The organism is Amycolatopsis sp. NPDC050768 (assembly GCF_040654155.1).
Lineage (GTDB): Bacteria > Actinomycetota > Actinomycetes > Mycobacteriales > Pseudonocardiaceae > Amycolatopsis.
Window position 1 is genome coordinate 195,763 of sequence record NZ_JBFAHL010000018.1, and the last position, 24,572, is coordinate 220,334.

At 70.4% G+C, this 24,572-nt stretch carries 22 protein-coding genes and 1 riboswitch; of the genes, 16 read left to right on the forward strand and 6 right to left on the reverse strand.

From position 1 onward, the window contains the following. Positions 1-30: 30 nt before the first annotated feature. Both AB0H62_RS39525 and AB0H62_RS39530 read left to right on the forward strand, forming a co-directional pair. Positions 31-354, forward strand: a complete 324-nt coding sequence (locus tag AB0H62_RS39525; RefSeq protein ID WP_220237677.1) for a PadR family transcriptional regulator — start codon at positions 31-33, stop codon at positions 352-354. Beyond that, positions 351-1,619, forward strand: a complete 1,269-nt coding sequence (locus tag AB0H62_RS39530; protein ID WP_360591783.1) for a hypothetical protein — start codon at positions 351-353, stop codon at positions 1,617-1,619. The genes AB0H62_RS39525 and AB0H62_RS39530 overlap by 4 nt, the downstream gene beginning before the upstream one ends. 320 nt (positions 1,620-1,939) lie before the next feature. Here AB0H62_RS39530 and AB0H62_RS39535 read toward each other — a convergent pair whose 3' ends face one another. Then, positions 1,940-2,461, reverse strand: coding sequence for a general stress protein (locus AB0H62_RS39535; RefSeq protein ID WP_220237679.1), 522 nt, complete (start codon positions 2,459-2,461; stop codon positions 1,940-1,942). A 213-nt stretch (positions 2,462-2,674) separates the two neighbouring features. On the opposite strand from AB0H62_RS39535, the gene AB0H62_RS39540 reads away from it, so the two are divergent. From AB0H62_RS39540 to AB0H62_RS39590, 11 genes are all read left to right on the forward strand, one after another. Beyond that, positions 2,675-4,042, forward strand: a complete 1,368-nt coding sequence (locus tag AB0H62_RS39540; RefSeq protein WP_220237680.1) for a glutamine synthetase family protein — start codon at positions 2,675-2,677, stop codon at positions 4,040-4,042. Then, the gene (locus tag AB0H62_RS39545; RefSeq protein WP_360591785.1) at positions 4,023-4,772 is read left to right on the forward strand and encodes a gamma-glutamyl-gamma-aminobutyrate hydrolase family protein; all 750 of its coding nucleotides are present in this window, start codon (positions 4,023-4,025) and stop codon (positions 4,770-4,772) included. The genes AB0H62_RS39540 and AB0H62_RS39545 overlap by 20 nt, the downstream gene beginning before the upstream one ends. A 5-nt stretch (positions 4,773-4,777) precedes the next feature. After that, on the forward strand, positions 4,778-6,136 hold the full coding sequence (locus tag AB0H62_RS39550; RefSeq protein WP_360591806.1) for an aldehyde dehydrogenase family protein: 1,359 nt from the start codon (positions 4,778-4,780) through the stop codon (positions 6,134-6,136). 5 nt (positions 6,137-6,141) lie between these two features. Further along, entirely contained in the window at positions 6,142-6,909 is a 768-nt protein-coding gene (locus AB0H62_RS39555) for a 3-oxoacyl-ACP reductase (RefSeq protein ID WP_220237682.1), read from the forward strand. A 149-nt stretch (positions 6,910-7,058) separates the two neighbouring features. Further along, positions 7,059-7,520 (forward strand): hypothetical protein, encoded by a 462-nt coding sequence (locus tag AB0H62_RS39560; RefSeq protein ID WP_220237683.1) that lies wholly within the window; start codon positions 7,059-7,061, stop codon positions 7,518-7,520. A 76-nt stretch (positions 7,521-7,596) separates the two neighbouring features. Then, positions 7,597-7,690, forward strand: a riboswitch (glycine riboswitch). Between the two features lie 78 nt (positions 7,691-7,768). Next, positions 7,769-10,657 carry an aminomethyl-transferring glycine dehydrogenase gene (gene gcvP, locus AB0H62_RS39565; protein ID WP_360591788.1) on the forward strand — a complete coding sequence of 963 codons (2,889 nt, stop codon included), beginning with the start codon at positions 7,769-7,771 and terminating at the stop codon, positions 10,655-10,657. 5 nt (positions 10,658-10,662) lie between these two features. Continuing rightward, positions 10,663-11,769: a glycine cleavage system aminomethyltransferase GcvT gene (gcvT, locus tag AB0H62_RS39570; protein ID WP_220237685.1), complete on the forward strand. Its 1,107-nt coding sequence runs from the start codon at positions 10,663-10,665 to the stop codon at positions 11,767-11,769. A gap of 69 nt (positions 11,770-11,838) precedes the next feature. Then, positions 11,839-12,216 (forward strand): glycine cleavage system protein GcvH, encoded by a 378-nt coding sequence (gcvH, locus tag AB0H62_RS39575; RefSeq protein WP_220237686.1) that lies wholly within the window; start codon positions 11,839-11,841, stop codon positions 12,214-12,216. Continuing rightward, on the forward strand, positions 12,217-13,491 hold the full coding sequence (gene glyA / locus AB0H62_RS39580) for a serine hydroxymethyltransferase (protein ID WP_220237687.1): 1,275 nt from the start codon (positions 12,217-12,219) through the stop codon (positions 13,489-13,491). Next, positions 13,488-14,492 (forward strand): lipoyl synthase, encoded by a 1,005-nt coding sequence (lipA, locus tag AB0H62_RS39585; RefSeq protein WP_220237688.1) that lies wholly within the window; start codon positions 13,488-13,490, stop codon positions 14,490-14,492. Before glyA ends, lipA begins: the two co-directional genes overlap by 4 nt. Positions 14,493-14,509: 17 nt before the next feature. Next, positions 14,510-15,880 carry an L-serine ammonia-lyase gene (locus AB0H62_RS39590; protein ID WP_360591791.1) on the forward strand — a complete coding sequence of 457 codons (1,371 nt, stop codon included), beginning with the start codon at positions 14,510-14,512 and terminating at the stop codon, positions 15,878-15,880. A 193-nt stretch (positions 15,881-16,073) separates the two neighbouring features. Here AB0H62_RS39590 and AB0H62_RS39595 read toward each other — a convergent pair whose 3' ends face one another. Both AB0H62_RS39595 and AB0H62_RS39600 read right to left on the reverse strand, forming a co-directional pair. Next, a complete protein-coding gene (locus AB0H62_RS39595; RefSeq protein WP_220237690.1) occupies positions 16,074-16,265 on the reverse strand; it encodes a hypothetical protein in 192 nt (63 codons plus the stop codon). Further along, positions 16,262-16,870 carry a helix-turn-helix domain-containing protein gene (locus AB0H62_RS39600; RefSeq protein WP_360591793.1) on the reverse strand — a complete coding sequence of 203 codons (609 nt, stop codon included), beginning with the start codon at positions 16,868-16,870 and terminating at the stop codon, positions 16,262-16,264. Before AB0H62_RS39600 ends, AB0H62_RS39595 begins: the two co-directional genes overlap by 4 nt. A 69-nt stretch (positions 16,871-16,939) precedes the next feature. Between AB0H62_RS39600 and AB0H62_RS39605 the strand changes: the two genes are divergently transcribed. After that, positions 16,940-17,662 (forward strand): GntR family transcriptional regulator, encoded by a 723-nt coding sequence (locus AB0H62_RS39605; RefSeq protein ID WP_220247439.1) that lies wholly within the window; start codon positions 16,940-16,942, stop codon positions 17,660-17,662. A gap of 163 nt (positions 17,663-17,825) precedes the next feature. Then, entirely contained in the window at positions 17,826-19,703 is a 1,878-nt protein-coding gene (locus tag AB0H62_RS39610) for a transglycosylase domain-containing protein (protein ID WP_360591807.1), read from the forward strand. 52 nt (positions 19,704-19,755) lie between these two features. On the opposite strand, the gene AB0H62_RS39615 is transcribed toward AB0H62_RS39610, so the two are convergent. Further along, positions 19,756-20,412 (reverse strand): O-methyltransferase, encoded by a 657-nt coding sequence (locus AB0H62_RS39615; RefSeq protein ID WP_220237693.1) that lies wholly within the window; start codon positions 20,410-20,412, stop codon positions 19,756-19,758. Positions 20,413-20,437: 25 nt separating this feature from the next. Beyond that, complete coding sequence (locus AB0H62_RS39620; protein WP_360591795.1) at positions 20,438-21,265, reverse strand: ABC transporter ATP-binding protein; 828 nt, start codon at positions 21,263-21,265, stop codon at positions 20,438-20,440. Positions 21,266-21,391: 126 nt separating this feature from the next. Between AB0H62_RS39620 and AB0H62_RS39625 the strand changes: the two genes are divergently transcribed. Beyond that, on the forward strand, positions 21,392-22,729 hold the full coding sequence (locus AB0H62_RS39625) for a PLP-dependent aminotransferase family protein (protein WP_360591797.1): 1,338 nt from the start codon (positions 21,392-21,394) through the stop codon (positions 22,727-22,729). A 4-nt stretch (positions 22,730-22,733) separates the two neighbouring features. On the opposite strand, the gene AB0H62_RS39630 is transcribed toward AB0H62_RS39625, so the two are convergent. Then, positions 22,734-24,425 carry a hypothetical protein gene (locus AB0H62_RS39630; protein ID WP_360591799.1) on the reverse strand — a complete coding sequence of 564 codons (1,692 nt, stop codon included), beginning with the start codon at positions 24,423-24,425 and terminating at the stop codon, positions 22,734-22,736. Positions 24,426-24,572 lie beyond the last annotated feature (147 nt).

Here is a 24,572-nt window from a genome sequence, read left to right on the forward strand (position 1 = left end):
ACCGTTCCAAGCGCAAGACTGGAGGGTGCCGTGGAGATCAGTCAGCTGCTCAAGGGAGTGCTGGACCTGGCGGTGCTGGCCGTGCTTCGCGAAGACGACGGGTACGGCTACGACGTGCTCCGAAGACTTCGCGTGGCCGGCCTGGAGGAAGTGGGGGACGCTTCCGTCTACGGCACGTTGCGCCGGCTGTACAAGGCCGGGTTGCTGACGTCGTACGTCGTGCCGAGCGAAGAGGGCCCGCACCGCAAGTACTACAGCCTGAACGAGCCGGGGAGAGCGCGGCTGCAGGAGTCGGGGAAGACGTGGGCGAGTTTCGCGTCGACGATGAACGGGTTACTGGGAGAGGCAGCATGAGTACGGAGAAGCCCACCGCGGTGCGCGTGTACCTGGCGAGGGTCCGCACCGCGCTCGGCGATCTGCCCGCGGGGGAGATCGAGGAGATCCTGGAGGACGTCCGGCCGCACCTGGCCGAGATGGAAACCGAGCTAGGGGCCGACGCGCGCGTCGAGCAGCTCATCGAACGGCTCGGCTCGCCGGAGAGCTACGCGGCCGAGCTGCGGGCGTCCGGGGGTTATCCGCCGGCGCCCGCGGGTGCCGAAGCGGCCACGGCCGTGCTGGCTCCGGCGAAGGCCCCGAGCCTGTTCGCGGCGAGATTTGCCTTGTGGGGCTTGGTGTTCTGCGCCGCGGGGCTCGCGTTGTTCGCTTTCGCGGCGGCGGTGAGCCTCGACCCTGACAGGTTGCTGGGTCTGCTGCTCCTGGCGCCGGTGTTCGCGTTGAGCCTGATTTTCTTGTTCCACCGCGGGGTTTCGGCCGTGCTGGAGCTGCCCGAGGTCGTGCGGACGCGGGAGTCGGTGCGGTCGTGGCGCTCCAACCGCGAGGGCGACAAGGCCGTGGCGTACCTGCGTTCGCTGAAGCCCGCGTGGTGGGTGGTGTGTGCGGTGGCCCTGATCGGGTTCGGCCTGCTGCTCATGGTGCGGCACTCGTACGCGGTGCTGCTGCTGCCTTTCCTCATCGCGGCCGCCGCGGCGGTGATCTGGGCCGGGCCGAAGACCGGCGGCGACCGCCGGCTGCTGTGGATCGCGGTGCCGGTGTCGGCGTTCGTGATCGGCGGCGCGTTCGGCGGCTTCGGCGCCGCGATCGACCTGATCACACACCGCACGTACTACCCGGACACGACGTCGTACTCGTCGCCGTCCACGGACACCTACGGCAACCAGCAGCTGCGGTACGGCAACGAAGACGTCGACAACGTCTACGCCTTCGACGCCTCCGGCAAGCCGCTCACGGACGTCTACCTCTACGACGACCAGGGCCGGCCGCTGACCGTCACCCGCTACGGCTGCGAGCAGGACACCGGCACCCGCTCGAAGGTCGGCGAGGACAACCGCTTCCCGCGCCCGCAGCTCGTCCAGGGCGTCCAGGACGCCAACGGCAACCGCGACGGCTACAACGGCTACCTCGGGTATTGCCACGAGCAGGCAGGCGTGCCGTTTGCCGCGGCGATCCCGAAGCCGGTGACTTCGGCGCCGAGTGCTCCTTCCAGTGCACCTGCCAAGCCGACGTCCTCGGCCCCGGCGAAGACGACGTCGCCGACCAGTCCTGCTCCGCCGACGAGGTAGAGCGCGCGAGGGGCCGGGGGAGCAGAGGTCGGGGCTGCTCCCCCGGTTCCGTCTTGTGTCCGGGCCCGGTTCGGTTCCGCAAACCGGTGTGCGCAGGGCCGCCGGGGCGCGAAGATCGGCTGATCCCGACAAACGGTGCCCCGGGGTGCCTGAGGCTCGTGTGGGCCGAACCGGTGGGAGTAAGAAGGGTGCGCGGGAGAGCCGCGGGCGAGGCGCGCGGTCCGCGTCCTGGGTAGTCCCCACCGGACCCGGGAACAGAAGGCAAAAAGAACTCGGGCGCCCGGGTTCGAGACCCAGGCGCCCGAGCTTCGGGAGCTACGTCAGTGGCCGAAGGCCGAGCGGGCGGCGAGGTCCGCGAGGAGGGCGCGGCCCTTTTCGGCGTTGCGGGGCTGCGACAGAACGTCGTAGCGCTGGGCGACGAGCTGGCTTTGCGAGACGAAGCCGCGCTTGTTGCGGTTGGATGCGTAGCCCAGGGCGCCGAACAGCAGGTTGAAGGCGACGCCCGCGACGAGGCCGATGATGATGGACAGCAGGCCCGCGGCGGGGTTGAGCAGGCTGAGCACCAGGCCGAGGAACAGGCCGAACACCGCGCCCGACATGGCGGCGCTGCTGAGCATCTTGCCCCAGCTCATGCGGCCCGCGATGCGCTCGACGAGCATCGGCTGGATGCCGACGATGGTGACGTCGCTGATCGGGAAGTCGGTGCCCGCGAGGTGGTCGACCGCCTTCTGTGCCTGCTCGTAGGACTCGTAGGAGCCGATCGGCCAGCCTGTGGGCATGGTCGGGAGCTGTGGCCGCGCCTGCTGCCGGCTGATCGTGGACTGCGTGAATGCTTCTGTCATCCCTCTCACCTCTCTTGTCCCGTCCAACGCCCGAGACGGCGCGTTTGGTCCCGCGCCCCCACGATTCACAGATTCTTCTCAGCCGGGCAAGCCGGACATACGAGGCTCTTACGCAATGGAATCCAACAGTACCTTTGACCGGATTGACCCCGCGAGCACCGGCCGGTAGGAAGAACCCGCAAAGGATCCCATCCAAACCTTTGGGGCGGTGCCATGGCTGGCAGGCGAGGGTTGCTCACGCTCGACGCGCTCCGTGAGCAGGTGGCGGCCGGAACGATCGACACCGTGCTGGTCGCGATCACCGACATGCAGGGCCGGCTCCAGGGCAAACGGTGCTCGGCCGAGTACTTCCTGGAAGAGGTCGTGGGACACGCCACGGAGGCGTGCAACTACCTGCTGGCCGTCGATGTCGACATGAACACCGTGGACGGCTACGCGATCTCCTCGTGGGATGCGGGCTACGGCGACTTCGTGCTGCGCCCCGACTTCACCACCCTTCGCCTCGTCCCGTGGCAGGAGGGCACGGCGCTGGTGCTCGCGGACGTCGAGCGCGTCGACGGCGGCGGGCCCGTCGCGGTGTCGCCGCGGCAGGTGCTGAGGCGGCAGCTGGAGCGGCTGGCCGACAAGAAGCTGCAGGCGTTCGTCGGCACGGAGCTCGAGTTCATCGTGTTCGACGACAGCTACGAAGCCGCGTGGGACAAGCGCTACCAGGGCATCAAGCCGTCGAACCAGTACAACGTGGACTACTCGATGCTCGGCACCGCTCGCGTCGAGCCGCTGCTGCGCCGCATCCGCAACGAGATGGCGGGCGCCGGCCTGTACCCCGAGTCGGCCAAGGGCGAGTGCAACCCCGGGCAGCAGGAGATCGCGTTCCGCTACGCCGAGGCGCTCACCACGTGCGACAACCACAGCGTCTACAAGAACGGCGCCAAGGAGATCGCCGCGCAGGAGGGCAAGAGCCTCACGTTCATGGCGAAGTACAACGAACGCGAGGGTAACTCCTGCCACATCCACCTCAGCCTGCGCGGCACGGACGGGTCAGCGGTCCTGCCCGGCGACGGCGACCACGGCTTCTCGAAGGCCATGGAGCACTTCCTCGCCGGCCAGCTGGCCGCGCTGCGCGAGCTGACCTATTTCTTCGCGCCGAACATCAACTCCTACAAACGGTTCGTGCGCGGCAGTTTCGCGCCGACGGCCGTCGCGTGGGGCACCGACAACCGCACGTGCGCGCTGCGCGTGGTCGGCCACGGTGATTCGCTGCGCGTGGAGAATCGCGTGCCGGGCGGGGACGTCAACCCGTACCTCGCCGTCGCCGCGCTGATCGCCGCCGGCCTGCACGGCATCGAGAACGAGCTGGCGCTGGAGCCGGAGTTCACGGGCAACGCGTACGGCTCCGACAAGCCGACCGTGCCGACCACTTTGGGTGAAGCCGCGGACGTGCTGGCGGGCAGCCGCATCGCGCGCGAGGCCTTCGGCGACGATGTGGTGGACCACTACCTCAACGCCGCCCGCGTGGAGCGGGAGGCGTTCGAGAAGGCCGTGACCGATTGGGAGCTCATCCGTGGCTTCGAACGTCTCTGAGCACGCCGCCCGAAAACCCGTCATCGGGCTGACCACCTACGTCGAGCAGGCCAAGTTCCTCGCCTGGGACACGGAAGCCACGCTGCTGCACCGGGTTTACGCCGACTGCGTGGTGGCCGCCAGTGGGATTCCGGTGCTGCTGCCGCCGTTGACGGACGGGTACGCGAGCCTCGTCGACCGCGTGGACGGGCTCGTGCTCACCGGTGGCGCGGACGTCGAGCCGGAAAAGTACGGCGCCGAGCCACACCCGGCCACGTACACGCGCCCGGACCGCGACGCCTTCGAGTTCGGCCTGTTCGAGGCGGCCCGCGAGGCGCGCAAGCCTGTGCTCGGTGTGTGCCGCGGCCTGCAGGTGATCAGCGTCGCCCTCGGCGGCACGCTCACCCAGCACCTGCCCGAGTCCCTCGGCGACACCGCGCACCAGCCGGCGCCCGCGACGTTCGGCACCAGCAGCATCACCCTCGTCGACGGCACGCGCGCCGCCGCGTTGCTCGGGCCCGAGACGAAGGGCCACTGCTACCACCACCAGGCCATCGACCGGCTCGGCGACGGCCTCGTCGCGTCCGGGCACGCCGCCGACGGCACCGTCGAGGCCGCGGAGCTGCCCGGTGACGAGTTCGTGCTCGGCGTGCAGTGGCACCCCGAGCAGGACACCGGCGACGTCCGCCTGTTCCGGGCCTTGGTCGAAGCAGCCGAAGCAGCGGCCCAAGCAGCAGAGGAGCGCAAGTGACGAGGATGTTCGACGTGATCAACCCCGCCACCGAACAGGTGGTGCGGTCGGTCGCGCTCACGAGCGCCGAGGAGGCCGACGCGGCGATCGCCCGCGCGCACGCCGCGTTCGGCGCCTGGCGAGCCGTCGCCCCCGGTGATCGCGCGCGGCTGCTGCGCCGCTTCGCCGACGCCGTCGAGGCCGACCTCGAGAACCTCGCGCGCCTCGAGGTGACCAACTCCGGTCACACCATCGGCAACGCGCGGTGGGAAGCGGGCAACGTCCGCGACGTCCTGAACTACTACTCCGCGGCCCCGGAACGCCTGATCGGGCAACAGATCCCGGTGCCCGGCGGGGTGAACGTGACCTTCCACGAGCCGCTCGGCGTAGTCGGCGTGATCGTGCCCTGGAACTTCCCGATGCCCATCGCGGGCTGGGGCTTCGCGCCGGCGCTCGCGGCCGGCAACACCGTGGTGCTCAAGCCCGCGGAGCTCACGCCGCTCACCGCGATCCGCCTCGGCGAGCTCGCGCGCGAGGCCGGCATCCCCGAGGACGTGTTCCAGGTCCTGCCGGGCAAGGGTTCGGTGGTGGGGCAGCGGTTCGTGGACCACGCGCTGGTCCGCAAGGTCGTCTTCACCGGCTCCACCGAGGTCGGCAAGCAGATCATGGCCGGCTGCGCGGCGCAGGTGAAGCGCGTGACCCTGGAGCTGGGTGGCAAGAACGCCAACGTCGTGTTCGCCGACGCCGATCTGGAGAAGGCCGCCGCGACGGCGCCGTACGGCGTGTTCGACAACGCCGGCCAGGACTGTTGCGCGCGTTCGCTGATCCTCGTGCAGCGCCGCGTCCACGAGCGGTTCATGGAGCTGCTGGAGCCCGCCGTGCAGGGCGTGGTCGTCGGCGATCCCGGCGACGACGGCACGGAGATGGGCCCGCTGATCTCCGCGGCGCACCACGCGAAGGTGTCGTCGTACGTCACCGACGCGACACCTGTTGCGTTTCGCGGTAGCGCGCCCGAAGGGCCGGGTTACTGGTTCGCGCCCACCGTCGTGACGCCGGCGAGCCTGGCCGACCCGCTGGCCGCCGACGAGATCTTCGGCCCGGTCGTGGCCGTCGTGCCGTTCGACGACGAGGCCGACGCGATCCGCATGGCCAACCACACCGACTACGGCCTCTCCGGGTCGATCTGGACGCGCGACGTCGGGCGGGCCTTCCGCGTCGCGCGCGGGGTGGAGTCGGGGAACCTTTCGGTGAACTCGCACTCGTCGGTGCGGTACTGGACGCCGTTCGGCGGGTTCAAGCAGTCGGGCCTCGGCCGTGAGCTGGGCCCCGACGCGCCGACGGCCTTCACCGAGACGAAGAACGTTTTCCTGAGCACGGAGGAATGAGAGAGATGGTGCAGCGTTTCGAGGGCCGCGTCGCCGTGATCACAGGCGGGGCCAGCGGCATCGGCCTCGCGTCGGCGCGCCGGCTGGCGAGCGAGGGCGCGAAGGTCGTGATCGGCGACCTCACGCCCGAGCAGGGCAAGGCGGCGGCCGACGAGGTCGGGGGCCTGTTCGTGCAGGCCGACGTGACCGATCCCGAGCAGGTGGAGGCCTTGTTCCAGGCGGCCGTGGACCAGTTCGGCGCGGTCGACGTCGCGTTCAACAACGCCGGCATTTCGCCTCCTGAAGACGACTCGATCCTCACCACCGGCTTCGAGGCGTGGGAGCGCGTGCAGCGCGTGAACCTGACCTCGGTGTACCTGTGCTGCAAGGCAGCGCTGCCGCACATGCAGCGCCAGGGCAAGGGCTCGATCATCAACACGGCGTCGTTCGTGGCCGTGATGGGTGCGGCGACCTCGCAGATCTCCTACACCGCGTCGAAGGGCGGGGTGCTCGCGATGAGCCGCGAGCTCGGCGTGCAGTTCGCGCGGGAGAACATCCGCGTCAACGCGCTGTGCCCGGGACCGGTGAACACGCCGCTGCTGAAGGAGCTCTTCGCGAAGGACCCGGAACGCGCCGCGCGGCGGCTGGTGCACGTGCCCGTCGGCCGGTTCGCCGAGCCGGAGGAGATCGCGGCCGCGGTGGCATTCCTGGCCAGCGACGACGCCAGCTTCATCACGGCGTCGCAGTTCCTCGTGGACGGTGGCATTTCGGGCGCGTACGTCACTCCGCTTTAGACAGAACCTTTGGACAGAGCTTTCGGACAGACGTCACCGGGACGGGTTGATCTTCCGCCTGTTCCGGTGGCGACGCCCCCTGTCCGGTTTCGCGGTGGGTAGACCGGAACCGCGGCGACCGGCCCGGTCGCCCGGTCCGGGCGGGTGCCATGCCGATCCGCGAAGCGTCTCCGATGCTGCAGGAGGTCGCCGACCTCTGCGAACTGTGCCGGGTGCGGTGCGAACGGGCGTTCGCGAGGCGAGCCGAACAAGCCGACCCTGGCAGCGAGCCGGCCACGATGGGACCGGTCATGCTCGCGGCGGCGTCGATGTCGCGCCTGTGCGCCGACACGCTCGACCGCTGTTCCGGAATGGCCGCCGACGTCGCGATGGTGCGCATGTCCGTGAAGGCGATGTGCGGCGAGGCCGCGCGGCTGCTGTCGCTGTGCGCCCAGTCCTGCCTCGGGACCGACGACGAGGAGCTGCGCGACCTCGCCGTACTGCTCACGCGCTGTGCCGACCTGTGCGCGTTGCTGGCAGGGCCGCCGAAGATCACGAAGGTCCCCGTGACGCTCCCCGCGCAGACCCGTCACCTGCGCACCTTCAGCCGCGGCTCGGCGGGTGTGGCGTGAACCGTCCGAGGTAGACTGGCGCGCAAAGCGGCAGGTACCGTGGCCGCCAGCACACAAACGTGAATACCGGGCCGTTCGAGCAGGAGCGGGAGAGCCCCCATGAGACCGGTGGGGCACCGAAGGAGCAAACTCCCCGGAATCTCTCAGGTACCCACTACCGCTTCGCGCGAGGCCACTCTGGAAAGCAGGCGCACCCGCGCCTCACCCAAGGTGAAAGCCGCGCTGTGCGGTGAAACTCTCAGGTGCCCATGACAGAGGGGGAGTTCCCAGCGCACCGCTGTGCCCGGTGCCCGGCAAGAGGAGCTCCCATCACCTCCACACCGTTCGACGCCCGCCACATCGGCCCCGCCGAGGCCGAGCGGGCCAAGATGCTCGCCGAATGCGGTTACGGAAGCCTGGACGCCCTCGTGGAGTCGGCCGTCCCGTCCGCCATCCGCGCCCGTGACCTGGACCTTCCCGCCGCGGCGTCCGAAGAGGAAGCCACCGCGGAGCTGCGCGCGCTCGCGGCGCTCAACCGCCCGATGACGCAGATGATCGGCCTCGGCTACTCCGACACCGTCACACCGGGCGTGATCCGCCGCAACGTGCTCGAGAACCCCGCGTGGTACACCGCCTACACGCCGTATCAGCCGGAGATCTCCCAGGGCCGGCTCGAAGCGCTGCTGAACTTCCAGACGATGGTCGCCGACCTCACGGGCCTGACCACAGCCAACGCGTCGATGCTCGACGAGTCGACCGCCGTCGCCGAGGCCATGACGCTGATGCGGCGCTCGTCGAAGTCGAAGTCCAATGTGATCGTCCTTGACGCCGAATGCCTGCCGCAGACGATCGCGGTCGTGCGCACGCGCGCCGCCGCGCTCGGCATCGACGTGCAGGTGCGCGACCTGCTCACCGGGTTTCCGGAAGAGTTCTTCGGCGTCGTCGTGCAGTACCCGGGCGCTTCGGGTGTGCTGCGAGGCCGCGGCTTCTACCACGCCATTTCCGAGGCCGCGAAGGCCGCGGGCGCCCTGTACACGGTGGCCGCCGACCTGCTCGCGCTCACGCTGATCACCTCGCCGGGCGAATTCGGCGCCGACGTCGCCGCGGGTTCGACGCAGCGCTTCGGCGTGCCGCTGGGCTATGGCGGCCCGCACGCGGGCTACCTGGCCGTGCGCGCCGGGCTCGAGCGTTCGCTGCCGGGCCGGCTGGTGGGCGTGTCCGTGGATGCTGACGGGAACATGGCGTACCGGCTCGCGCTGCAGACGCGGGAGCAGCACATCCGCCGCGAGAAGGCGACGTCGAACATCTGCACCGCGCAGGTGCTGCCGGCCGTGCTGGCCGCGATGTACGGCGTGTACCACGGCCCGGGCGGCCTGAAGGCCATCGCGACCCGCGTGCACGAGCTGGCGGCGGGCTTCGCCGCGGCCCTGCGCGCCGGTGGCGTGGAGGTCGTGCACGAATCGTTCTTCGACACGGTCGTCGCGCACGTTCCGGGCCGCGCCGCCGAGGTCCACGCGGCCGCGCGCGAGGCGGGCATCAACCTCGGGCACGTCGACGCCGACCACGTGCGCGTGGCCTGCGACGAGATCACCCGCCCGGACATCCTCGCGCAGGTGCTGCGCGCGTTCGGTGTGGACGCCGAAGGGGCCGCTGCCACCGCGCTGCCGAGTGGCATCGTGCGCGAAAGCGGCTTCATGGCCCACGAGGTGTTCAGCACGCACCGCTCCGAGACGTCGATGCTGCGCTACCTGCGCAAGCTCGCCGACCTGGACTACGCGCTCGACCGCGGCATGATCCCGCTGGGCTCGTGCACGATGAAGCTCAACGCCACCACCGAGATGGAGCCGATCAGCTGGCGCGAGTTCGCGGGCATCCACCCGTTCGCGCCGGCCGAGGACGCCGAGGGCTACCACCGGCTCGTGGCGCAGCTGTCGGGCTGGCTCGCCGAGGTGACCGGCTACGACGAGGTTTCCCTGCAGCCCAACGCCGGCAGTCAGGGCGAGCTCGCGGGCCTGCTCGCCATCCGCGGCTACCACCACGCGAACGGCCAGCCGGAGCGCGAGGTCTGCCTGATCCCGTCGTCCGCGCACGGCACCAACGCGGCTTCGGCGGTGCTCGCGGGCATGCGCGTGGTCGTGGTGAAGTGCACCGACGAGGGCAACGTCGACCTCGAAGACCTGCAGGCCAAGGTGGACGCGAACCGCGAGACGCTCGCGGCGATCATGGTCACCTACCCGTCCACCCACGGCGTGTACGAGCACGGCATCGAGCGGCTCGCCAAGATCGTGCACGACGGGGGTGGCCAGGTGTACGTGGACGGCGCGAACCTCAACGCGTTGCTGGGCCTGGCGAAGCCGGGCGAGTTCGGCGGCGACGTGTCGCACCTGAACCTGCACAAGACGTTCTGCATCCCCCACGGCGGTGGCGGCCCCGGCGTCGGCCCGGTCGCGGTGCGCGCGCACCTCGCGCCGTACCTGCCGAACCACCCGCTGCTCGACGCCGCGGGCCCGGCCACCGGCGTCGGCCCGATCAGCGGCGCGCCCTACGGCTCGGCGTCGATCCTGCCGATCTCGTGGGCGTACGTGCGCATGATGGGCGCGCCCGGCCTCACGGCAGCCACGAAGGTCGCGGTGCTCGCCGCGAACTACGTCGCCGCCCGCCTGTCGCCGCACTACCCGGTGCTCTACACCGGGCAGGACGGCCTGGTCGCGCACGAGTGCATCCTCGACCTGCGCGGCATCACCAAGGACACCGGCGTGACCGTCGACGACGTCGCGAAGCGGCTCATCGACTACGGCTTCCACGCACCGACGATGTCGTTCCCGGTCGCGGGCACGCTCATGGTGGAGCCCACCGAGAGCGAGGACCTCGGCGAGATCGACCGCTTCTGCGCCGCGATGATCGCCATCCGCCACGAGATCGACCAGGTCGCGGCCGGGCACTGGACCGCGGAGACGAGCCCGCTGCGCGCCGCCCCGCACACGGCGGAGACGTTGGTGGGCGAGTGGACCGCCGACTACGACCGTGAGCTGGCGGTGTACCCGGCGGGTGTGTCGCGCAAGAACAAGTACTGGCCGCCGGTGCGCCGGATCGACGGGGCGCGCGGTGACCGCAACCTCGTCTGCTCCTGCCCGCCCCTCAACGCGTACGAAGGCTGAGACTCGTGCCTGAATCAAACGCAGCCCGAGAGACCTCCCTGCACGCCGTCCACAAGGGACTGGGTGCGCTGTTCACCGACTTCGCGGGCTGGTCGATGCCGGTCCGCTACGCCAGTGAGCTGGCCGAGCACAAGGCCGTGCGCGAGGCGGCCGGGCTGTTCGACCTGTCGCACATGGCCGAGATCCACGTCCGCGGCACGCAGGCCGCCGACGTGCTCGACTATGCGCTGGTCGGCAATCTCACCGGCGTGAAGCCGGGCCGCGCCCGCTACACGATGATCTGCGACGCCGACGGCGGCGTGCTCGACGACCTGGTCGTCTACCGGCTCGACGACGAGGAGTACCTGGTCGTGGCCAACGCCGGCAACGCCGACGTGGTCGCCGAAGCGCTGGCCGAGCGCGTGGCCGGGTTCGACGCCGTGGTGGAGAACCGGTCCGCGGACACGGCCTTGATCGCCGTGCAGGGCCCGCGCGCGGTCGACGTGCTGGCCGCGGTGACCGACGCGGACCTGGGCGCGCTGAAGTACTACGCGAGCGCGCCCGCCGTGGTGAAGGGGCACGACGTGCTCCTGGCCCGCACCGGTTACACGGGTGAAGACGGGTTCGAGCTGTACGTGCCGGCAGCCGAGGCGCCGGCGCTGTGGCGAGCGCTGACCGACGCCGGTGAGGCGTTCGGGCTCGTGCCGTGCGGGCTGGCGTGCCGTGACACGCTGCGGCTCGAAGCCGGGATGCCGCTGTACGGCAACGAGCTCTCGCGTGAGCTGAACCCGTTCGCCGCCGGTCTGGGCCGCGTGGTGAAGTTCGAGAAGCCGGGTGACTTCGTGGGCCGGGCCGCGCTGGAGGAGCTGGCGAAGGCGGACGTTCCGCGCGTGCGGGTCGGGCTGCGGGCCACCGGCCGCCGGGCACCTCGGCACGGTTACGCCGTGCTTTCCGGCGACGCTTCGGTGGGCGAAGTGACCAGTGGTGCGCTTTCGCCGACGTTGGGTTACCCCATCGCGATGGCGTACGTCGATCGGGCCTACGCCGAGCCTGGTACGAAGCTTTCCGTCGACATCAGGGGCAGGATCGAGCCCGTCGAGGTCGTCGCCCTGCCCTTCTACTCCCGAGCCTGAGAGCCCAGCCCCCGCCCCACCGCCACCCTCAACGGAGCGGCTGCGCCGCACTGAAAGGATTCCAGCACAGTGAGCATCCCCCAGAACCTGTCCTACACCAAGGAACACGAGTGGCTGTCCGTCGTGGACGGCGTCGCGACCGTGGGCATCACCGCCTTCGCCGCCGAGTCGCTGGGCGACATCGTGTTCGTGCAGCTGCCCGCCGTGGGCGGCACGGTGACCGCGGGCGAGGTGTTCGGCGAGGTCGAGTCGACGAAGTCCGTGAGCGAGCTGTACTCGCCGGTGAGCGGCGAGGTCGTCGAGGTGAACGAGACCACATCGGACACCCCCGAGATCGTGAACTCCGACCCCTACACCGAAGGATGGCTCCTGAAGGTGCGGCTCACGGGCGACGTCCCGGAGCTGCTCGACGCGACCGCGTACGCCGCGCTCACCCAGGAGAACTGAATGACGACGTTCGACGCCCACCTGTCCGATGTGGACCCGGAGGTCGCCGCGGCCGTGGCGGCTGAGCTCGACCGCCAGCAGTCGACGCTGGAGATGATCGCTTCGGAGAACTTTGCGCCCGTGGGTGTGCTCGAGGCGCAGGGTTCGGTGCTGACCAACAAGTACGCGGAGGGCTACCCCGGCCGCCGCTACTACGGTGGCTGCGAGTACGTCGACGTGGTCGAGCAGCTGGCGATCGACCGGGCCAAGGCGCTGTTCGGCGCCGAGCACGCGAACGTGCAGCCGCACTCGGGCGCCCAGGCCAACGCGGCGGCGATGTTCGCCGTGCTGAAGCCAGGCGACACGATCCTCGGCCTCGACCTGGCACACGGCGGCCACCTGACGCACGGGATGAAGATCAACTTCTCGGGCAAGCTCTACAACGTCGTGGCCTACCACGTCGACAAAGAGACCGGGATCGTCGACGTCGCCGAGGTCGAGCGGCTGGCCGTGGAGCACAAGCCGAAGCTGATCATCGCGGGCTGGTCGGCCTACCCGCGCCAGCTCGACTTCGCGGAGTTCCGCCGCATCGCCGACCTCGTCGACGCTCGCCTGATGGTGGACATGGCGCACTTCGCGGGCCTGGTGGCCGCGGGGCTGCACCCTTCGCCGGTGCCGCACGCGGACATCGTCACCACGACCACGCACAAGACCCTCGGCGGCCCGCGCGGCGGCCTGATCCTGTGCCGTGAGGAGCTGGCGAAGAAGATCAACTCGGCGGTGTTCCCCGGTCAGCAGGGCGGGCCGCTGGAACACGTGATCGCGGCCAAGGCCGTGGCGCTGAAGATCGCGGCGAGCGACGAGTTCCGCGAGCGGCAGGAGCGCACGCTCGAGGGCTCGCGGATCCTGGCCGACCGGCTGTCGCGTTCGGACTGCGCCGAGGCGGGAGTGCGTGTGCTCACCGGTGGCACCGACGTGCACCTCGTGCTCGTGGACCTCGTCCAGTCCGCTTTGGACGGTCAGCAGGCCGAGGACCGGCTGCACTCCGTGGGGATCACGGTGAATCGCAACGCGGTGCCGTTCGACCCGCGGCCGCCGATGATCACCTCGGGCCTGCGCATCGGCACGCCGGCGCTGGCCACGCGCGGGTTCGGCGCAGAGGACTTCGCCGAGGTCGCCGACGTGATCGCCGAGGCGCTGAAGCCGGACTTCGACGACTCCGTGGCGCAGACGCTGCGCGGGCGTGTGGAGCTGCTGGCGAAGAAGCACCCGCTGTACTCGGACCTGTCGCGATGAGCGCGCAGCCCGAGGGGCGCAAGCTGCTGCGGCTGGAGGTCCGCAACAGTGAGACGCCGATCGAGAAGAAGCCGTCGTGGATCAGGACGAAGGTGCGGATGGGGCCGGAGTTCACCGAGCTGAAGGGCTTGGTGCGCCGGGAGGGCCTGCACACCGTCTGCGAGGAAGCGGGCTGTCCCAACATCTACGAGTGCTGGGAAGACCGTGAGGCGACGTTCCTGATCGGTGGTGACCAGTGCACGCGGCGGTGTGATTTCTGCCAGATCGACACGGGCAAGCCCGCCGAGCTGGACCGCACGGAGCCACGCAAGGTCGCGGAGTCGGTGCAGGCCATGGGTTTGCGGTACTCGACGATCACGGGCGTCGCGCGCGACGACCTGGATGACGGCGGTGCCTGGCTGTACGCGGAGACTGTCCGGCAGATCCACGAGTTGAACCCGGGCACCGGCGTGGAGCTGCTGATCCCGGACTTCAACGCGGATCCCGAGCAGCTGGCGGAGGTGTTCGGTTCACGGCCGGAGGTTTTGGCGCACAACGTGGAGACGGTGCCGCGGATCTTCAAGCGGATCCGTCCGGGGTTCCGGTATGCGCGGTCGTTGGAAGTGCTGTCGAAGGCGCGTGAGGCCGGGCTGGTGACGAAGTCGAACCTGATCCTCGGGATGGGGGAGACGGCGGACGAGGTCGAGCCGGCGATGCGGGACCTGCACGAGGCGGGCTGCGAGATCCTCACGATCACGCAGTACCTGCGCCCGTCGCCGCGGCACCACCCCGTGGACCGGTGGGTGAAGCCGGAGGAGTTCGTCGCGCACGCGCAGGCAGCCGAGGCGCTCGGGTTCGCCGGCGTGATGGCGGGACCGCTCGTGCGCTCGTCGTACCGGGCGGGCCGGCTGTACGCGCAGACCAAGGCCCACCGCGGTGAGGAGCTGCCGGAGAACCTGGCGCACCTCGCGGCCGAAGGCCCCGCAGCGCAAGAGGCCAGCTCGCTGCTGGCCAGACACTAGAGGGAAGGGGCGGGTCAATGGCGATCAGCGTCTTCGATCTGTTCTCCATCGGCATCGGGCCGTCGAGCTCCCACACGGTCGGCCCGATGCGGGCCGCGCGGACCTTTGTGGACGGTCTCGTCGACGAGGGCGTGCTGGATCGCGTGACGCGGGTGCAGGCGGAGCTGTTCGGCTCGCTCGGCGCGACCGGGTTCGGCCACGGCAGTGACAAGGCCGTGCTGCTGGGGCTGTCGGGTGGGCGTCCGGAGTCCGTCGAGACGGAGACGGTGCCTGAGCGGGTCGCCGCGATCCGGTCTTCGGGGCGGCTGCTGTTGGGTGGCGTCCGGGAGATCTCGTTCGACGAGGATGCCGACTTGACGATGCACCGGCGCAAGTCTCTGCCGGCGCATCCGAACGGGATGGTGTTCCGGGCCTTCTCCGGCTCTTCCGAGCTGCGCACGCGGACGTACTACTCCGTGGGCGGCGGCTTCGTGCGCGACGAGTCGTACGAGACGGACGCGGTGTTCGTGGAGGACTCGACGCCGGTGCCGTACCCGTTCCGCACCGGTGCCGACCTGCTCGGCCACTGCGCGGCGACGGGGCTGCCGATCAGCGAGATCATGCTGGCGAACGAGCTGGCGTGGCGTTCCGCTTCTTCGGTTCGGGCCGGCTTGCTGGAGATCTGGGACGTGATGGCCGCGTGCGTTTCGGCGGGCATCGCCCACGAGGGCGTGCTCCCGGGCGGCCTGAAGGTCCCGCGGCGCGCCAAGGCGTTGCACGACAAGCTGATCGCCGAGGACGGCGTCGGGGATCCGTTGTACGCCATGGACTGGGTCAGCCTGTACGCGCTGGCGGTGAACGAGGAGAACGCTGCCGGCGGGCGCGTGGTCACGGCTCCGACGAACGGCGCCGCGGGGATCATCCCGGCTGTGCTGCACTACTACCAGCGCTTCATCCGCGGGTCTTCGGACGACGGCATCGTCACCTTCCTGCTGACGGCGGGGGCGCTGGGTTCGATCCTCAAGCAGACTGGTTCCATTTCGGGCGCGGAGGTCGGTTGCCAGGGTGAGGTTGGCTCGGCCTCGGCCATGGCGGCCGCAGCGTTGACCGAAGTGCTGGGCGGGTCGCCGGCTCAGGTGGAGAACGCGGCGGAGATCGGTGTCGAGCATCATCTGGGTCTTACGTGTGACCCGGTTGGTGGGCTGGTGCAGATCCCTTGCATCGAACGCAACGCCGTGGGCGCTTCGAAGGCGATCCACGCTGCGCGGATGGCGATGCGCGGAGATGGCAGCCACGTGGTGACCCTGGACAAGGCGATCAAGACCATGCGCGAGACCGGGGCCGATATGTCGGTGAAGTACAAGGAAACCGCGCGCGGTGGACTGGCGGTGAACGTCATCGAGTGCTGAGGTGCTCGTTGGGTGTTGGTTGGATGGGACCGTTCGGAGGGCGAACGGTCCCATCTTGCTTTTCGATGGGTTTCCGGCGACCTGCCCCGGCGGCTTTTGGAGCACCAGTTGGTGAGCGGGGCGCGCGTCGTCTCACCGATAGCGGTGCGTCAGTGGCCCCGTCGCTGGGCGAATAGCCCTGTCGAGGCAGGGGTCAGGCGGGCAGGCTGAACGGCGCGCGTTCGCTCCGTTCGGTCACCAGGCGGAGGCCCGCGTGGACGAGGAGCCAGCCGAGGCGTTGTCGGGGCGTGTGGCTGCGGGGCCGGGCGTGATGGCGCGCGGCGGCGGCGCGCAGTTCGGCCTGACGGGCGTGGACGAAGTGTTCGGTGAAGTCGTGCGGAATCATGGTGTCCCCAGTTCTTCGGTGGATTCGGCGTCGGGTTCGGGGTGGGCGGTGCGGGGAAACGCGGCCCAGTGGGTGACCACCGCGTCGTCGCCCGGGCGGGCGGGCCGGCGGTAGCGGTCGACCACGGCGAGGATGTCGTCGGACATTCGCCGGGCTTCTTCGGGCGTCAGGGAGAGCTGGTTGCTGGCCATCGAGGCGTTCTGTTCCCAGTTGTCCTGCCACCGTGGAAGCTCAGCGACGAACCGCGCCTCCTCCTCGTAGCGCTGCACCACGAGTTGGTGCAGGAACGAAGCCAGGTGCCCGGCCAGTTCCGGGTCGCCCGCGAAGTCGCCGGCGCGCATGGTCGTCGAGTCCTGCGCTGCTTTCCACCAGCGTTCGCGTTTCGAGCCTCGGCCGGGGTCTTCCGCGACCAATCCGGCGTCGGCCAGCTGGCGCAGGTGCCAGGACGTGGTGCCGGAGCTCTCGCCGACACGTTTGCCCAGCCCGGTGGCCGTCGCGGGGCCGTCGCGTTCGAGGAGGTCCAGAAGGCGCATCCGGAGCGGGTGGGCGAGCGCGCGCAGGGTGCGTGCGTCGAGGATCCGTTCGGTGCGTCCATGAGAGCTCATGGCACCACTGTAGACCGCAGAGGATCCTTTGCAAAGAGGTCTCTGCGATTAGGCGGGCTTAGACTCGCCATCGTGGAGACGTCGGTGGCTAGCGCGAACGAGGCGCTGTTCCGGCCGGTGCGCGCGGGCAACGCGTTCGAGGAGACCGTCGAACGCCTGCTGCAGGCCATCCGCCTCGGCGTGGTCGGCGCGGGGGAGCGGCTGCCGTCGGAGCGCGAGCTGGCGGAGCGGCTCGGGGTGAGCCGCGTGACGCTCAGGGAGGCCATCCGCGCGCTGGCCGATGCGGGTTACGTGGAGTCACGAAGGGGGCGCTACGGCGGCACGTTCGTGAACGAGAACCTGCCCGAGCCGCCACCGAGCAAAACGCGGGAAATCGACGCGGCCGCCTTCGAGGACGCGCTGTGTCTGCGCCACGTGCTCGAAACCGGCGCCGCCGAGGCCGCTGCCGCGCGGACGCTCAGCCCGGCCGACCGGCAGCACCTCAAGACCACGCTCGCGGAGGCCGCGGCCGCCGACCTGGTCGACTACCGGCGCAAGGACTCCCGCCTGCACCTCGCGATCGCCGAGGTCACGGCGTCGAGCTCGCTCACCACGGCGATGGCCGACGCCCGCACGCGCGTGAACCAGCTGCTCGACCGCATCCCCCTGCTCGAGCCCAACCTGGACCACTCCAACGCCCAGCACGAGGCGATCGTCGACGCCATCCTCGCCGGCGATCCCGTGGCCGCGCGCCATGCGATGACCGAGCACATCGAGGGCACGGCGTCGCTGCTGCGCGCCTTCCTGTCGTGACCCGCCGTGAATTTCTCACCGAACCGCACAACCTTTTCACCCGTACGGCCGTCGTCCCATCGTGCTACGCGACACGGATGCCGAGACGGATGGAGCCACCAGCAGTGTCACGAACGAGCCGCCCGATGATCCCCGCGCCCGCCGTCACCGCCGGTGGCGCAAGATCCGCCGCATCGCGTACTGCGGCTTCGGCGTCTTCGTCGGCCTGCCGCTGATCGCGTTCTGGGTCGCCTACCTGCTGATGGACGTCCGCAGCCCGCAGGACGTGCTCGCCTCGCTCGACAAGACCGTGGAGCTGAAGTACTCCGACGGCAGCGAGCTGCTCAAGGTCCTGCCCGCCGACGGCGACCGCTCCTTCGTGCCCTACGACAAGGTGCCCTCGAAGCTGCGCGACGCGATCATCGCCACCGAGGACCCGACGTTCTGGGACAACGCGGGCTTCGACCCCACCGGCATCGGCCGCGCGTTCCTGACCGGCGTCGGCGGCGGCTCGGGGATCACGCAGCAGTACATCAAGAAGTCGACCGGCGACGACGACGCGACGCTCGGGCGCAAGCTGCAGGAGCTGGTGCTCGCCACGAAGATCACGCAGCAGCAGAGCAAGGAACAGATCTTCACCAGCTACGTGAACATCATCTCCTTCGGCCGCGGCACCTTCGGCCCGGCCGCGGCGATGAACGCGTTCTTCGGCCGGCCGCTCGACGACTCCATGACCTGGAGCGAAGCCGCGTTCCTGGCCGGGATGATCCAGTCGCCCTCGGTGCACGACCCCGCCGTTTCCGGCGACGCACACGCGGCTAAACGCTGGACGTACGTGCGCGACAAGCTCGTGCAGCGCGGTTACGTCAAGCCCGCCGACGCCGCCACGATGGCCTACCCCGGCAAGGAAATCCTGCCGCCCTCGGAGACGCGCGCGAGCGTGACCTACGACGAGTACCACGTGAAGCAGCAGGTGCTCAGCGAGCTCGAACAAAACGGGTTCTCGCTTTCCCGGCTGCAGCAAGGGAATCTGGTCGTGCAGACCACGCTCGACCGCAAGGCGCAGGCGTCCGCGCGCTCGACGCTGGCCGATCGCCTGAAGGGCGAGCCGAAGGAGTTCCGGGGCGCGCTCGTGTCCGTGGACCCGTCCACCGGGGCGGTGCGCGCGTACGACGGCGGCGACAACGGCGTCCGCGACTACGCCGGCACGGAACACCCGGCGGGCTCGGCGTTCTACCCCTTCACGCTCACGGCGGGTCTGCGCGCCGGCGTCTCGCCCGACGAACCCACGGCAGCGCCGGGCAAGATCGACTTCCTGGGTGAGGACTTCGAGTACCCGCAGAAATGCCCGGCGACCTGTACGTTGCGCACGGCGATGACCTCGGGCGCGGACACGCCGTACATCGGGCTGGCCAAACGCGTCGGCGCCGACGCGGTGAGCGCCGCGGCCCGCGACGCGGGCATCCCGGAGGCGGTCGACGGCTCGCCGACCCTGCGAGAGAAGGACGGGTTCCTGATCGGCTCGGGCCTCGCCGTCGGGCGGTATCCGTTGCGGCCATTGGACTTGGCCGGGGCGTACGGGACCTTCGCGGCCGACGGGATGCGCGTCACGCCGCACCTCGTGGACAAGGTGCTCGACCAGGACGGCAGCGTCGTGTGGCAGCACGATGACGAGCAGCACCCCGCGTTCTCTGACGACCCGGGGGTGAGCGCGAAGATCTCCGCCGAGGTGACGAACGTGCTGCAGACGTTCCTGCCCGACGGCCGTCCCGCCGCCCTGCGCACAGGCGAGTTCCAGCACGGCAACTCGTCGGACAACCAGGACGCCTGGGCGATCGGCTACACCCCGCAGCTGGCCACGGCCGTCTGGGTCGGCTCCGACGACGAACGGCGGCTGTTCGACGCGCAGGGGACGAAACTGATGGGTTCGACCGTGCCCGCGGACATCTGGCGGACGTTCATGGTGCAGGCGGAGCAGGGGCAGCCGATCAAGGAGAACGGCGGGGTCGAGCCGAGGTTCGCCCCTCCGCTCGCGAAGCAGACGGCCCCACCCGGTCGCTGATCTTCCCGTGAAGGGCGCCGTTCACGAGCGCCGTTCACGGGAAGCGATCAGGTCAGCGCACGCGGGCGAGGACGAAACCGTCGTAACCCTTGTCTCCCACCGTCTGGATCGCGGTGGCCTCGAGGCGGTCGTCGCCGGTGAGAGCCGCGAACATCTCGCGCACGCCCCGCACGGACGGGTCCGTGCTGGTGGCTTCGAGCACGGCACCGTCGCGGACGACGTTGTCGACCACGATCGTGGTGCCCGGCCGCGAAAGCCGCACGGCTTCGGCGACGTAGGGCGCGAGGTTGGCCTTGTCGGCGTCGATGAAGACGAAGTCGAACGGCCCCGTGAGCGTGGGCAGGGTGTCGAGAGCGGCGCCGACGCGGATGTCGGCCACGTCGGGCCCGAAGCCGGCGCGGTCGAGGTTCGCGCGCGCCACGGCGGCGTGCTTCGGGTCGTATTCGCAGGTCACCAGCGTGCCGCCGGGCGGCAGGGCGCGGGCGAGCCAGATCGTGCTGTAGCCGCCGAGCGTGCCGATCTCGAGGATCGAGCGGGCGCCGGCGGTGAGAGCGAGCAGGTTGAGCAGTTTGCCTTGTGTGGGCGACACGGCGATGGCCGGCAGGCCGGCCGCGCCCGACTCGGCGAGGGTGGCGTCGAGCACCGGGTCGGCGGGGAGCAGGGCTTCGGCCAGGTAGTCGTCGACTGCGGTCCAGAGTTCGCGGGTCATGGCACCTCCGGCACCAACCTAGCGACTATGCGGCGCGCCGGCCCGCCTTCGGGATCACCAGCGGGGTGCTCGTCTCGGGACACGGCATGACGCGGCATGGCAGTTCGAAGATCTTCGCCACGTTCTCCTCCGTCACGACCTCCTCGGGCGTTCCGGTGGCGAGCACCTGGCCGTCGCGCATGGCGATCATGTGGGTGGCGTAGCGGGCGGCGTGGTTGAGGTCGTGGAGCACGGCGACGAGGGTGCGGCCCTGTTCGGCGTGCAGCTGCGCGCACAGATCGAGGATGTCCATCTGGTGCGCGATGTCGAGGTAGGTCGTGGGTTCGTCGAGCAGCAGCAGGTCGGTCTGCTGGGCCAGTGCCATCGCCATCCACACGCGCTGGCGCTGTCCGCCGGACAGCTCGTCGACGAGCCGCTCGGCCAGGTCCGAGACGCCGGTGGCCGCCATGGACTCGGCGACCACGGCGGCGTCGTCGCGGGACCACTGGCGCAGCAGGCGCTGGTGGGGGTAGCGACCGCGCGCGACGAGGTCGGCGACGGTGATGCCGTCGGGCGCGACGGAGCTCTGCGGCAGCAGACCGAGGCGGCGCGCGACCTCCTTGGCGCCGTAGCTGGAGATCACCGAGCCGTCGAGGTAGACGGAGCCCTTGCGGGGCTTGAGCATCCGCGCGAGCGCGCGCAGGAGCGTGGTCTTGCCGCACGCGTTGGGGCCGACGATGACCGTGAAAGACTTGTCCGGGATGACCACGCCGAGGTCTTCGGCGACGGTGCGCCCGTCGTAAGCGAGGGTCAGTTCCTCGGCGTGCAGCCGGGGTTCGGTCCGGGCCGGTGCTTCCGCGATCGTCTGTTCCACACAGGTTAGGCTAACCTAGTGACCCTCGTTCGGGGAGTTCCCTGGGTCGCATTGGCCGAACGTGACCAGCCGGTGTCATCATGCGGACGGGGTTCTGTGCGGTTCACGGCGTAAGCGAAGGTGGCGATGGATGACTACCGGGTCGTCGCGGACGAGCTCGCCGCCGACATCGAAGCCGGCCGGCTGAGGCCGGGCGACCGCCTCCCGCCGCAACGCCGGTTCGCGCGCGACCGCGGCATCGCCGGCTCCACCGCCGCCCGCGTCTACGGCGAGCTGATCCGCCGCGGCCTGGCCGTCGGGGAGGTCGGCCGGGGCACCTTCGTACGGGCCGCGCGCCCGGCGCCCGAGCCCGCGCTGGCCGAACCCGGCGACGCGCGCGTGGACCTCGAGCTCAACTTCGCCGTGCTGCCGAGCCAATCCGCGAAGCTCGCGTACGCGCTGGAGCCGCTGCTTCGCGCCGACGTCTTCACCGACGCCCTGCACCCCGTGGGCGCCGCGGGGACGAAAGCGGTGCGTGAAGCCGCGGCGGGACTGCTGTCTCGCGGCAGCTGGGAGCCCGACCCGGCGACGGTTCTGGTGACGGGCAACGGCCGCCAGGGCATCGCCGCCGCGATCTCCATGTTCGTGCCGCTGGGGGAGCGGCTCGCGGTCGAGGCGCTGACGTACCCCGTGGTGAAGGCGCTGGCCACGCGGCTGGGTGCCGAGCTCGTGCCCATCGAAACCGACGCCGACGGCCTCGTCCCGGCCGCGCTCGAAGCCGCCCACGCGGCGGCGCCCGTGCGCGCGCTGTACGTGCAGCCGACGCTGCACAACCCCCTCGGGCCGACCATGTCGCCCGCGCGCCGCGCCGAGCTGGCCGACACCGTGCGACGCCTCGACTTGCCGGTGATCGAGGACGGGATCTACACGTTCCTGCGCCCGGACGTCGAACCGCTGGCCGCGCTCGCGCCCGAGCGCACGGTGTTCGTCGACAGCCTGTCGAAGCGGGTCGCGCCCGGTCTCACCGCGGGGTTCGTGGTGTCGCCGGCGGCCTGGACCGCGCGGCTCGCGGGCGCCGTCCGTTCGGGTGGCTGGGGTTCGACGCGGTTCGCGATGGAGGCCGCCACGCGCTGGATCACCGGCGGCGCGCTGGCCGAGGTCGAGACCGCGAAGCGCATCGACGCTGCCGAGCGCGCCACGATCCTCGACGAGCGCCTCGCCGGGTTCACGGTCGTCGGCGATCCGGCCGCGTACCACCGCTGGTGGGAGCTGCCTGAGCAGTGGCGCGCGGAGACGTTCGTGGCCGCCGCCGCCCGCCACGGCATCGCGTTGTCGCCGGCAGCCTCGTTCGCGGTGCTCCCAGGTCACGCGCCGAACGCCGTGCGGCTCGCGGTTTCGGCGCCACCCAAGGAAACCCTCGCGGCCGCGCTCGAGGTCCTCGCGACGTTGGCGGCCGGCTCGCCCGACGACACGTTGCCGGACTGAAGCCTCAGCGCACCCACTTGCCGACGAAGCTCCCGCACGCCACCGGTTGTCCGGTCAGCCGCGCGCGCAAGGCGTTCTCCAGCCCCAGGTAGTCGACGATCGGCGCATCCACCGCCACTTGAGCGGGCACCGGGCCGCCCTGCGCCAGCGTCTTGTTCGGCACGGTTTCGAACAGCACCAGGTAGTCGCCCTCGCGATCGAGATCCGCCGCGGTGTCGAGCATGCGCTGCGGCGCGTCACCGACGATCTCCAACGGCAGCGGCCACTCCAGCGGGAACGGGTTGCGCAGGCCGAAAGCCGGGTACGCGAACGGGTTGTCGGGCAGCACCGCGACGCGGGAGGCCGGGTAGCGCTGCAGACAGTCGCGGATCTGGGCGACGTAGGTGTAGGTCGCCGGGTTCGTGCGGATGCCGCGCATGGCCGGGCTGACCGTGCCGAGGTCGGCTGTGAGCTTGTCGTGCGAGAGGTCGAGGTACGCGGCTTCGTCGTGGTGCGCCACGACCGCCCAGCCGCACAGCGCCACCGTGACCAGGCCTGCCGTGGTGGTGAGCCACGTGCGGCGCAACACCGGCGAAAGGTCCGGCAGCACGAAACCCAGCAGCAGCAACGCCGTGAGCGCCAGGGAGCCGGTGAGCAATGTCGGGGTGTCGTTGCCCCACGACAGGCTCGTCATGAACCCTGTCGCGAGTACCAGCAGCCCGGCCCAGGAAACCTTGCGCCGCACGGTCGCGTGGACCACGACGGCGACGGCCAGGATCCACCACAGCACGTCGGCCCAGCGCGACGAAGCTGTGAGCCGCCCGTCGACCACCGTCCACGCCACCGCGGCCGCGCCGCCGAGCGCGAGCAGCCACGACGCCGCGCGCCCGGCCGCGCCGAGCCGTTCGCCCGCGAGCCGCAGCACCAGCAGCACGACGGCGACGGCGGCGAAGAACGTGAGCTCCCGCACCGGAGGGTGCAGCAGCACCTGCGGGTCTTCCAGCCACAGGCCGAGCAGCCGTTCGCCGTACGCGGGCACGCCGCCCGTCAGCTGCCCGACCATCTCGCCGAAGCCGCCGCCGATGCTCACCCAGGCCACGTAGGCGATCCCGAACGCGCCCAACGCCAACAGGTCACCCGGCAGGCGGCGCAGCCGGTTCGGGTAGCACAAGGTCCAGACCAGCCCGATCACCGCGGCGAGCACGAAGCTCTGCTTCACGAACACCGCCGCGCCCAGCAGCGCGAGCCCGCCGAGCCGCGCGTACTTGTTTCCCTTGCGCAGCCCGGAATCCAGGGCCCACGCGCCGCACGCGGTGAGCGTGATCCCGTCGACGGTGTGCCATGCCATGAGCGGGAAGCCGTTGAGGTTCAGCAGGGCCGCCGCCGCGACCAGTGCCGTGCGGCCGGGTCCCCACGACAGGACCGGCCGCCGCGTCACGAGCACGGCGAACGCGATCGTCGCGAGGGTGATCTGCACCATCGCCAGACAGCTGGACGCGAAGAACAGCGGCCCCGGCAGCGCGAAATCGACCACGTGCAGGATCGCCGAGCCGAGCGGCCGCGCGGAGATGATGTCGGCATGCGGCACTTCGCCCTGCAACACCCGCCACGCCTGCGCGAGGATGAAGCCCTGGTCGGACGGATGGAAGCCGAACCGGCCCACACGCAGCTCCGTCGCCACGGCGAGCACGAGCACCCACGCGACATGCGCACTCACCCGCCGAGCCTCGGCGACGTCCACTCCGTGTCCTTTCGCCTCGGCTGTGTTTTCTGCCTCGGCTTCGCCGAGGCGCGCGAGATCGCCTGGAAGCCGGTGTTGGGATTGAGCGGTCGGATCGGCCGGGGGCCGATCGCCCCGCTCAAT